Here is a 10,201-nt window from a genome sequence, read left to right as displayed (position 1 = left end):
TCAGCAAGTACATGCCGCTCGGCCGCATCGGCGAGCCCGAGGACATCGCCAACGCCGCGGTGTTCCTCGCGGGCGACGCCTCGTCCTGGATGACCGGGCAGACGCTCGTCGTGGACGGCGGCGCCACCATCCGGCCCTCGATCGCCTGACCGCCCGCCCACGAACACGGGAACGCCCACGAACACGGGAACAGGGAGAAGCGCATGTCACGCTGGGGACTGACCATTCCGCTGACCGGCCTCCCGCTGGCCGAGCACCGCGAGATCGTGTCCGGGCTGTCCGGGCTCGGCTACACCGACGCCTGGTCGGCCGAGACCAACGGCGCCGACGCCTTCACCCCGCTGGCGCTCGCCTCGCAGTGGGACCCGGGGCTGCGCCTCGGGCCGGCGATCGTGCCGGTCTACACGCGCGGGCCCGCCCTGCTCGCCCAGCAGGCCGCCACCCTCGCCGACCTCGCGCCGGGACGCTTCGTGCTGGGCATCGGCACCTCGTCCGACACGATCGTGCAGCGCTGGAACGGCATCCCGTTCGACGAGCCCTACAAGCGCACCCGCGACACGCTGCGCTTCCTCCGCAGGGCGCTCGCGGGGGAGAAGGTGAAGGAGGAGTACGAGACCTTCGCCGTGAAGGGCTTCAAGCTGGAGAGCGCACCGGCGACGCCGCCGCCGATCGTCCTCGCGGCCCTGCGCCCCGGCATGCTGCGGCTCGCCGCCCGCGAGGCCGACGGCGCGATCACCAACTGGCTCGCGCCGAAGGACGTCCGGACGGTCCGCGGCGTACTCGGCGACGGGCCCGAGCTGATCGCCCGGCTGTTCGTCTGCCCCACGGGCGATGCCGAGGAGGCGCGCGCGATCGGCCGCTGGATGATCGCCGCGTACATGACGGTCCCCGTCTACCGGGCGTTCCACGAGTGGCTGGGACGCGGCGAGGCGCTGGCCCCGATGAACGAGGCGTGGGCGGCCGGCGACCGGAAGAGGGCGCTGGAGGTCATCCCGGACGAGGTGGTGGACGACCTGATCGTCCACGGCTCCCCGGAGCGGTGCCGGGCCCGCGTCCGCGAGTACGTCGACAACGGCCTCACCACGCCGGTGCTGGCGGTCGTCCCGGGCGGGGGCCTGTCCCCGGCGGAGGCGGTGCGGGCGCTCGCCCCGAGTGCGGACTGAGATCGTTCGATCACGTCCCGATGTTTACGGCCGGGAGCAGCGGGGAGGGTGGGGCAAATCCCGACAGAGAACGAAGAGACGTGAGGAGCTGATCGTGCTCACGCTGACCAGCGGTGCCGTCCAGGTCATCCGTACGGTGACCGCCAACCCGGAGCTTCCGCCCGAGACCGGCATCCGCATCGAGTCCGGGCTCGACGGCTCGGACGCCCTGCGGCTCTCGGTGGCCCCGGCCCCCGAGGCCGGCGACCAGGTCGTGGAGGAAGAGGGCGCCAAGGTGTACCTGGAGCCCACGGTCGCCGAGATGCTCGACGACAAGACCCTCGACGCCCAGGTCGACCCGCAGGGCGACGTGGCCTTCACCATCGCCGAGGGGTCGGAGGGAACCCCCACCTGACGTTGGAGGCGAGACCGGGGCGCGCCCGCCGGGCCGCCCCGGTCTCGTGTTCTCCCCGCGTGTCAGCGCATCGCCGCCACGACGGCGACCACGGCGAACACGAACGCCGCCGCGGTGAGGAACGCGAACGCCGCGATCACCGCGCAGGCCAGGGCGCGCGGCTGGTCGCGCCAGGCGGGGGAGCGGTCGCGCGCCTGCCGGTCCGGTCTTCGCCGGAACGAACGTCCCGCGTCCAGGGGGTCGCGTGAGGGCGGGGTCGTCACGAGCGCCAGTGTCGCAGATAGATCACTCCACTCGCCGACCGCCCGGGCCGTGCGTTCGCGCGGACGGAGTCAGGGCCCGCCGGGGCTCCGGGCACCGGTCAGCCCGGGAAGGAGGGGTGGGGGCCGAGGGCCCAGTACTCGAACAGGCCGTAGCCGGTGGCGGCGGCGGTGGGCTGCGCCCCGTCCAGGTACTCGTAGCGGCCGACCGCGTCGACCATGCCCCACATGCGGGCCGCGTCGTCCGGCTTGCGGGTGTCGTAGGCGACGCCCTGCACCTTCAGGTCGGGTCCCTGGTACATGCCGTGCTTCCAGTCGGGTTCCAGCCCGTAGCCGGTGCCGACCATGAGGTGGACGGGCAGGATCGGCGTCGCCCTCACCTCGAACGGCTCCCCGCCGGGCGGGGCGAAACGCAGCGTCGCCGTGACGACGTCGCGGGTGCCCTCCGCGTACTCCGGGCGGTATTCGGGACGTCCCAGATACTCGGGCTCGCGGTCGGGCCACACGCGGGTGGCCTCCTCCAGGATGCGGCGGCCCTTCTCGTCCTCCTGCACGATGCAGAAGATGGCGTGGTCCTCGAACTGCATCGGCGCGTACAGCCAGTAGAACGTGCCCGCGTTCTTCACCTGGATGCCGGGCGGCTCCGGTTCGCCCACGGGCCGGATGCCCCAGGAGCGGTCGCGCGAGCCCCACCAGTGGTCGGGTGTGACCTCGATGGTCTCGCCGTCGACCGTGATGGTGCCCGTCCAGCGGCCGGTCTGCGCGAGACGGCGGGAGTCGAAGACGACGCGTTCCTGCCAGCGCAGGTAGTGCGGCGGCTCCAGCGTGGCCGGGACCGTGCCCTCCCAGGCGAGGTCGAACGAGAGGCCGTGCTCGGTCTCGTCCAGGACGACCCGGAGCCGCTTGAGCCCCTCGACCACCTCGACGCGGAACGGCCCGACCGTGGTGTCCATCCGGTCGTCGCCCAGCTCGCGGGACGCCCGGACGACCTTGTGCACCGGTCCGCGCCGCACGACCGCGAACGCGTCCATGACGCCGAGGTTCGGGTACTGCCCGATCCCGATGATCATCATCAGCTCGTCGGAGCAGGGGTGGACGTTGAAGTAGTACCGGTCGTAGAAGTTCCGGTCGGAGGTGGTGACGTGCCGCATCACCTCCGGCGCCTGGTGGATCGGGTAGTCGTCGAGCGGCGAGAGCGTCACCGGTCCCCTCCCAGGATGCGGGCGAGCAGCTGCGTGCAGTTGTTGTCGTGGGGGAAGTCGGCCGTCTCCTCGATCCAGCCGAAGTCGATCATCGCCTGGCCGATCCGCGCCATGATCACCGAGAACTTGAAGCCGGACAGGATCTCGTAGTACGCCATGTGCCGCATCGGGCGTCCGAGCAGCCCCTCGTAGCGGGCGACGGTCTCTTCGTAGGAGGGGAAGCCCTCCAGCCGGGCGGCGCCGACGCCCTCGGAGTGGTGCCGGTCCAGGAACATGAACCAGGCGAGGTCCTCCTCCGGCGCGCCGAGCACGGCTCCCTCCCAGTCCAGCACCGCCGCGGGCGCGCCGTCCTGGAAGATCACGTTGCCGATGCGGGCGTCGCCCCACAGCGCGACGGGGTCGTCCGGCTCGTCGGGGCGGTTCGCCTTCAGCCACTCCAGCGCCCTGAGCGCCGTCTCCTGCGGCCCCCGGTAGGCCCAGCCCAGGTAGTGCTCGTAGTAGTTGAGCCGCTGGTCGAGGCCCGGCGCCCCCCAGGCGGGCTGGTCCAGGAAGCCGAGACCCAGTTCGCCGACGTCCAGCCGGTGCAGCCGCGCCATGATCTCCAGGGTGGACCACCACATCGCGGCCCGCTCACCGGGCGGCACTCCGGTCACCCAGCCGTCCATGTGGTACGGCGGCATGTCGGTCGGGACGCGGCCGTCGACGCGGCCCATCACGAAGAACGGGGCGCCGAGGACGTCGCGGGACGGCTCGTACCAGCGGATCGGCGGCACCGGGACGGCGGTGCGCTCGTCCAGGATCCGCATCAGCCGGTACTGCTCCTCGAACCGCGGCTCGGGGAAGATCTGGTACTTCTCCGGGGCGACCCGCGCGACGAGCGGCTCGCGTCTCGGCCCGCCGCCGCCGTCCCACTCGGCCTCGAAGAGCAGGGTCTCGTTGGAGAAGCCGCTGGTCTGCGGGGTCTCCACGTGCGGGATGCGGACCCCGGGCAGATGGCCGTCCAGCCACCGCGTGAGGGCCCGCCGGGTGATCTCGGGGTCGCGCTGGTCGGGAACGGGCATCGCACCGCCTCCTTGCCGTGCCTGCTGGCCGGGGTCGCGCCCGAATTAGAACGTGTTCTATCAACGGTCCGGGGGGTGGTCAATGGGCGGGGACGCACCCGTGAAAAAATCGCCGGATGCGCCTCACCAAGCTCGGACACGCGTGCGTGCAGCTCACCGAGGACGACCGCACGATCGTCATCGACCCCGGCTCGTTCAGCGAGGCCGGGGACGCGCTGGCCGCCGCCGACGCCGTACTGATCACCCACGAGCACTTCGACCACTTCGACCCCGACGCGCTGCGCGCCGCGATGGCCGAGCGCCCCGAGCTGGAGGCGTGGACGTCCCGCGCCGTGGCCGAGAACCTCGCCGACCTCGGCGGACGCGTCCACCAGGTCGGCCACGGCGACGCCGTCACGATCGCCGGTTTCGACGTCCACGTCTACGGCGAGGACCACGAGCTCATGCACCCCGACCTGCCGCCCGTCCCGAACGTCGGGTTCCTGGTCGACGGCGAGGTCTTCCACCCGGGCGACGCGCTGACCGTCCCGGCCGAGCCCGTCCCGACGCTGTGCCTGCCCGGCAACGCGCCCTGGATGCGCGCCCTCGACCTGTACGAGTACACGCGCGAGGTCCGCCCGGGGCGCGCCTTCGCCATCCACGACGGGCTGCTGAACGACATCGGCCTCCAGGTGATGGAACGCGTCCTCACCAGTGCCGGCGACGAACTCGGCAAGGAGTTCGTGCGCCTCACTCCCGGCACCTCAGTGGACCTGGCCGCCAAGTGAACGCCTCCCCCCGCGTCCCCCCGGCCGCCGAGCCGGCGGCCGGCGAGCGCGCCGGCTCCTCCGAGTACGCAGCGGGCCTCCCCGCGCCACGCTCCATCCAGGCCGTGTTCTTCGACATCGGCGAGACCCTCGTCAACGAGGGCGAGATCTACGGGCGCTGGGCCGACTGGCTCGGCGTGCCCAGGCACACCTTCCTCACCAAGCTCGGCGCGCTGCTCGCGACCGGCGGCGACCACACGGACCTGTTCGCGTACTTCCGGCCGGGGTTCGACCTGGAAGAGGAGGAGCGGCGCCGCGCGGAGGCGGGCGTCCCGAACGGGTTCGGACCGGACGACCTCTACCCCGACGCGCGGGCGTGCCTGTCGGGCCTGCGCGACCAGGGCCTGTACGTCGGGATCGCGGGCAACCAGCCGGTCCAGGCGGCCGAGCAGATGGCGGAGCTGGCCCTGGACGCGGACGTCGTCGGCATCTCGGACGTGTGGGGCGTCAGCAAGCCGTCCCACGAGTTCTTCGAGCGCTGCGCCCAGCTCGCCGACGTGCTGCCCGACCGCGTCCTGTACGTGGGGGACCGCATCGACAACGACGTCCGGCCCGCCCTGGCGTTCGGGATGCGGGCGGCGTTCCTGCGCCGCGGCCCGTGGGGCAACATCCAGAAGGACGACGAAGCGCTCGGCGAGTGCCTGTTCGTGCTCGACGACCTCGCCGCCCTGCCGAGCCTGGTCGCCGAGCACAACGCCGGCCGGCCCGCCGCCCCCTAGGGGACGTCCCGTACTCCTGAGGTAGCAGCGGGGAACAGGCCGCGAGAGCGATGTGAGGTCGCCTGCCCGGTTCGTAGCGTGAGAGACGTGGCCGCGAAGACCGCGGCCGCGTTCACCGCTCGACGAATCGGGGAGAGAAGAACCCATGAACGGCCTCTATCGTCCGCGCCGCGACCGCGTCATCGCCGGGGTCTGCGCCGGCCTCGCGCGCCGGTTCGGCATGACCCCGTGGACCGTCCGGATCCTGTTCCTGCTCTCGTGCCTGCTGCCCGGCCCGCAGTTCGTCGTCTACCTGGTCCTCTGGGTCATGATGCCGAACGAGGACCGCCACATGGCCGGCGCCCGCTGACTCAAGATCAACGATTGCGCTCGACCGGGGCCGCCCGGGGGTGTTAGATCGGGGCACCAGCATTCCCGTGGGGAGGAGCCGCGGTGCCTGACGAGGCTCCGGGTCCCGGCCGGACGGGCCGGGCCCTGGACGACGCCGCCGCGCGGGAGGCAGACCACGCGGCGCGACTGCTCGGGTACCTGCGCGATCTGGCGCGGGCCCGGCGGCGCCCCTCGCGCGACCTCGCCGACCACGACCACGTCCACTGGCTCGCCGGACTGCCCGGCGACGTCTACGTCGAGGCCGACGCCGGGCCCGGCGAGGTGCTGTTCAGCATCCCGGTCATCCCGCTGACGCCGCCGGTCGTGCTGGAGGAGTTCGACGGCTGGCTCGCCCTGCGCACCTGGTACCGCGTCCTGCGCGAGCTCGCCGGCGAGGAAGCGGTCCTCGCGACGGGCCTGCTGTCGTGGCGGCCCGCCGTCCACGACCACCTGCTGAGCACGCCCGTCCGGATCGTCCTGGACGAGCGGACCGAACGCGTCGACGTCGTCCTCACCGGGCACACGACCCTGCGCGACCGGGAACTGCTGTCCGGGCACCCCGGCTTCCGGCCCGCCGACTGGATCGCCGACGCCGTCCAGGCCGGGCAGGGCTTCGGGCTCAACGCCTCCGTCGGGGACGTCCTGCGCAAATGGTGCCAGGTCGCGCTGACGAGCCCCGCCGACTACCGCGAGGACTGGACGCCCGACGCCGACGCCGCCTCGCCCGTCCCCCGGCTGCGCCTCGCGCCCGCCCTCGTCGTCCGCCCGGCGGGCCGCGAGGCCGTCGCCGACCACCACGCCAGGCTCCTGAGCCTGCTGCCGCGCGGCGTCCCCGAGGGGGTCGCGCGGTTCGTCTCGCCCGAGCTGAAGCCCCAGGTCATGCACCTACCGGAGCGGGCACCGGAGACCGTCCCCGACCTGCTGGCCGGGCTGCTGGCGCGGGGCCGCCGGGTGCTCGTCGCCACGTCCGGCCCGGCCGCGTCCGCCGCCCTGCGCGGCGCGCTCCCGCCCGGCCTCGCCGCCCTCACCGCCACCGACGCGGCCATGGCCGCCCGCGTGACCGAGGCGGTCCGCGCCGGGGGCGAACCCGACCTCGACGCCCTCGCCGAGCGCGAGGAGGCCGCCGCCCTGCGGGTCGCCGAGATCACCGAGCGCCTGCGCGGCGGCGGGCCGGCGGAGCCGCCGCCCGACCTGCGCGGCGAGGAGCCCGAGCTGTCGTGGATGCCGGTCCGGCCCGACCTGCCGCCGGGCCCGCCGATCTCCCGCTCCGAGGCCGCCGAACTGGTCGTCCTCCTCGCGGAGGAGACCGCCGAACGCAAGGCCCGCACCGAGCAGCGGGACGTCGACCCGGGCGCGCTGCCGAGCGCCGCCTACGTCCGCACCCTGATCGAGGCGGAGGCCGCCGCCGCCGAGCGCGCCGAGCGGTCCAGGACCGAGCTGTCGCAGCTCCTGCGCGACAGCGACGTCACCCTCCTCGCCCGCCTCGACGGGGACGCCTCCGTCGTCGCCGCCGCGCTCCGCGACCTCGGCCTGGAAGGCCACCCGGGCGGCTGGAACCCCTCCGACCTCGCCGTCCGCGCCCTCGGCGACGCCCTCGCCGAGCGGCGCCCCCTCATCTGGGCCCGCGTCGTGGAGATGACGGCCCGCGCGCAGTGGGCCGAGCGCGCCCTCGGCGAGCTGAGCGGCCACCGCGTCGAGCTGCCCGCCGACGCCGACCTGCGCGGCCTCGCCGCCGCCGCCCAGGACCTGCGCGCCTACCTGGCCGACGGCGGCGTCCTCAAGCGCGGCCCGCTGCGGTCCGCCGCCCAGCGCCAGGCCGAGCCCCTCCTCGCCACGGTCAGGGTGGACGGCGCGGCGCCGACCACGCCGGAGCTGCTCGACATCGCCCACACCGACCTCATGGTGCGGATCACCTGCCGGGAGCTGCAGTACGTGTGGGAGGCCGCCGGCATCTCCTTCCCCGCCGACCTGCCGCCCGGCGAGCGCGTCGCCCGCTTCGTCCGCGCGCACGCCCGGCTCGCCCGCGTCCGCGACGCGATGACCGCCCTGGACTCGACGCGGCGGCTCCTCGAACGCTCCGGCTTCCGCGTCCCGCTCGTCCACCCGATCCAGTGGCACGACTACGCCGCGGCCCTGCGCAACGCCCTCGAAGGGCTCGGCGTCAGCCGCGCCACCGCCGACCTGGAAGCCCTCCGCGACTCGATCGGCCCCGTCGACGCCGACGATCCCCCCGAGCTCGGCGCCGCGCTCGCGGCCGTCGACGCCCGCGACGCCGCCGCCTACGGCCGCGCCCTCGGCGCCCTCGCCGAGGCCCGGCACGAGCGCTCCCGGCAGATCCGCTGCGAGGAACTGGTCGCCCGCGTCCGCGCCGTCCACCCCGACCTCGCCCACCTGATGATCGCCACCGACGGCGACGACGTCTGGCACGACCGCGCCCGCCGCTGGGACGACGCCTGGACGTGGGCCCGCCGCCGCGCGGCCTCCACCGGACCCGCCGCCGCGGACCGCCTCCGCGACGCCCTCGCCGAGGCCGAGGGCGCCCTGCGCGAGGCCCGCGCCGACCTCACCGCCGCCCGCGCCGCCGCGTCCGCCCTCGCCCGCTCCGGATCCGACATCGTCCCCGCGTGGATCCTGCCGCTGTGGCGCGTCCCGGACGTCCTCCCGCCCGCTCCGGACGACTTCGACGTCGTCATCGTGGACGGCGAGCACGAGGCCGGCGCCGAGGCCCTCTTCGTCCTCTGGCACGCGCCCCGCACCATCCTCGTCGGCCCGTCCGGCCCCGACCTCCCCCCTCCCGAGGGCCCGCCGCCGAGCCCCCGCCTCCCGTCCCACCTGCACGAAGCCATAACCCCCACCACCACGCTCTTCACCGCCCTCACCACTCCAGGCACCCCGCCTCCTCCCGCTGCGCGCCCCCTGTCCGAGCGCCCGGACGTGACCCAACGGGACCTCCCGATCCAGCCCCCGCGCCCGGAAGCGACGCGAGAGGACCTCCGGTCACGGCCGCCCGCCGCCGTCCCGCCCGAGGCTCCGCGGAAGGAAGCAGGAACGAGGCCGCGCGACCCGCGCCCGCTGGAACGACCGAGAGAACCGCGTCCCGGCCCCGGTCTGGGGGGCCGTGACCCGCGCGCGGGGGAGCGGCCGGACGTGACGCAGCGGGACGTGCGCGCTCGACCGCCTGCGCGTCCCGGCACCGGCGCGTCCGGGCAAGGCGCACCGCCCCGACGTCTGGACGCGCCCCGGCGAGACCCGCAGGACCAGGGCCGGCCGGGCGGGCGCGGCGGCAGCCTTCCGCCCCGGCGCCTGGACGCCATGAGGTGGGACGAGCCCGCCCAGGAGCCGGGCGCCCAGGCCACGGGCCCCAACCCGCGCGTCCCGGAGGCCGGGCACGCCCCGCCTCCCGGCCGCCCGGACATCCCCGCGCTCTGGGGCAGACCCGGCCCGCTGCCGAACCCCTCACAGAGCCCGAAGCCGCCCCAGCAGGCCCACCCCCCAGAACAAGCCCAACCCCGCCCGCAGAGGGAAACCACGGCGGAAACACGACCCCCACAACCGGGCACACCTCGCACACAAGAGACCGGCCCCTCAGAGAAGCAGCGCCCCCAGCACCCGCCCCTCAGCCCGCAACAGGAGCAGCCCCGCTCGCGGACGGAGCCCTCACAGCCGCAGCGGCCACGACAGCCGCACCCCCGCTCGCAGGCGGAGATCCCGCCGCAATCAGAACCCGCGCAGCAACAGGAGCAGCCCCGCTCGCGGACGGAGTCCTCGCAGCCGCAGCCCCGCTTGCAGGCGGAGGTCCCTCCGCAGTCCGAGCCTGCGCAGCAGCATCGGCCGCAACCAGCGGCGCATCGTTCGCAGGCGGAGGTTTCCTCGCAGCCAGAATCCGCGCAGGAGCAGCGTCCGCAACCTGCGCAGCCTCGTTCGCGGGGGGAGGGTTCGGCGCGGGCGGAAGACGCGCGGCCTGCTGCGCAGGAGGCGGAAGGTGCGGCGCAGCGGCGGTCGGTCGGGGAGACGCGGGTTCGGCGGGGGCGGTCGATCGCGTCCTACAAGCGGCCCGAGCTGGTCGAGATCGTGGGGCACGTCGCCGAGCTCGAACCGGATCTGACCGACGACCAGATCGTCGAGCTGGTCACCCGGCTCCTCGGGTGCCCGGAGGACGAGGCGCTGCTCGTCGGGGCCCGCCTCCGGTACGCGGTGGAGGTGTACCGGGAGGGCGCCGGGTAGCGC

At 74.4% G+C, this 10,201-nt stretch carries 10 protein-coding genes; 7 read left to right on the top strand and 3 right to left on the bottom strand.

The window, feature by feature from the left end; all coding sequences use genetic code 11:
* Positions 1-11 precede the first annotated feature (11 nt).
* The 3 genes from AB0C69_RS11210 to AB0C69_RS11200 all read left to right on the top strand — a co-directional run bounded on the left by AB0C69_RS11210 (position 12) and on the right by AB0C69_RS11200 (position 1,557).
* A complete protein-coding gene (locus AB0C69_RS11210) occupies positions 12-149 on the top strand; it encodes an SDR family oxidoreductase (protein ID WP_360352600.1) in 138 nt (45 codons plus the stop codon).
* Between the two features lie 54 nt (positions 150-203).
* On the top strand, positions 204-1,163 hold the full coding sequence (locus AB0C69_RS11205; RefSeq protein ID WP_360352596.1) for an LLM class F420-dependent oxidoreductase: 960 nt from the start codon (positions 204-206) through the stop codon (positions 1,161-1,163).
* Between the two features lie 94 nt (positions 1,164-1,257).
* Complete coding sequence (locus tag AB0C69_RS11200; protein WP_089310191.1) at positions 1,258-1,557, top strand: Fe-S cluster assembly protein HesB; 300 nt, start codon at positions 1,258-1,260, stop codon at positions 1,555-1,557.
* Between the two features lie 62 nt (positions 1,558-1,619).
* Here the strand turns inward: AB0C69_RS11200 and AB0C69_RS11195 are convergent, their stop codons facing one another.
* From AB0C69_RS11195 to AB0C69_RS11185, 3 genes are all read right to left on the bottom strand, one after another.
* Positions 1,620-1,820 (bottom strand): hypothetical protein, encoded by a 201-nt coding sequence (locus tag AB0C69_RS11195; protein WP_345181682.1) that lies wholly within the window; start codon positions 1,818-1,820, stop codon positions 1,620-1,622.
* A gap of 98 nt (positions 1,821-1,918) precedes the next feature.
* The gene (locus tag AB0C69_RS11190) at positions 1,919-3,019 is read right to left on the bottom strand and encodes a hypothetical protein (RefSeq protein ID WP_353833461.1); all 1,101 of its coding nucleotides are present in this window, start codon (positions 3,017-3,019) and stop codon (positions 1,919-1,921) included.
* Positions 3,016-4,080 carry a phosphotransferase family protein gene (locus tag AB0C69_RS11185; protein WP_360352593.1) on the bottom strand — a complete coding sequence of 355 codons (1,065 nt, stop codon included), beginning with the start codon at positions 4,078-4,080 and terminating at the stop codon, positions 3,016-3,018. Before AB0C69_RS11185 ends, AB0C69_RS11190 begins: the two co-directional genes overlap by 4 nt.
* Before the next feature lie 116 nt (positions 4,081-4,196).
* On the opposite strand from AB0C69_RS11185, the gene AB0C69_RS11180 reads away from it, so the two are divergent.
* From AB0C69_RS11180 to AB0C69_RS11165, 4 genes are all read left to right on the top strand, one after another.
* Positions 4,197-4,847, top strand: a complete 651-nt coding sequence (locus AB0C69_RS11180; RefSeq protein WP_360352591.1) for an MBL fold metallo-hydrolase — start codon at positions 4,197-4,199, stop codon at positions 4,845-4,847.
* The gene (locus tag AB0C69_RS11175) at positions 4,844-5,605 is read left to right on the top strand and encodes an HAD family hydrolase (RefSeq protein ID WP_360352589.1); all 762 of its coding nucleotides are present in this window, start codon (positions 4,844-4,846) and stop codon (positions 5,603-5,605) included. Before AB0C69_RS11180 ends, AB0C69_RS11175 begins: the two co-directional genes overlap by 4 nt.
* Positions 5,606-5,750: 145 nt before the next feature.
* Positions 5,751-5,954 carry a PspC domain-containing protein gene (locus tag AB0C69_RS11170; RefSeq protein WP_173397798.1) on the top strand — a complete coding sequence of 68 codons (204 nt, stop codon included), beginning with the start codon at positions 5,751-5,753 and terminating at the stop codon, positions 5,952-5,954.
* 83 nt (positions 5,955-6,037) lie between these two features.
* Positions 6,038-10,198, top strand: a complete 4,161-nt coding sequence (locus tag AB0C69_RS11165) for a hypothetical protein (protein ID WP_360352587.1) — start codon at positions 6,038-6,040, stop codon at positions 10,196-10,198.
* The last annotated feature ends 3 nt before the right edge of the window (positions 10,199-10,201 follow it).

The sequence above is a fragment of the Actinomadura sp. NPDC048032 genome (assembly GCF_040653175.1).
Lineage (GTDB): Bacteria > Actinomycetota > Actinomycetes > Streptosporangiales > Streptosporangiaceae > Spirillospora > Spirillospora verrucosospora.
This window is presented reverse-complemented; position numbering and strand designations above follow the sequence as displayed.

Excerpts from the sequence above, each read along its gene's own strand:
- AB0C69_RS11210 (WP_360352600.1), top strand. The coding sequence starts at position 12 with ATGCCGCTCGGCCGCATCGGCGAGCCCGAGGACATCGCCAACGCCGCG.
- AB0C69_RS11205 (WP_360352596.1), top strand. The coding sequence starts at position 204 with ATGTCACGCTGGGGACTGACCATTCCGCTGACCGGCCTCCCGCTGGCC.
- AB0C69_RS11185 (WP_360352593.1), bottom strand. The coding sequence starts at position 4,080 with ATGCCCGTTCCCGACCAGCGCGACCCCGAGATCACCCGGCGGGCCCTC.
- AB0C69_RS11180 (WP_360352591.1), top strand. The coding sequence starts at position 4,197 with ATGCGCCTCACCAAGCTCGGACACGCGTGCGTGCAGCTCACCGAGGAC.
- AB0C69_RS11170 (WP_173397798.1), top strand. The coding sequence starts at position 5,751 with ATGAACGGCCTCTATCGTCCGCGCCGCGACCGCGTCATCGCCGGGGTC.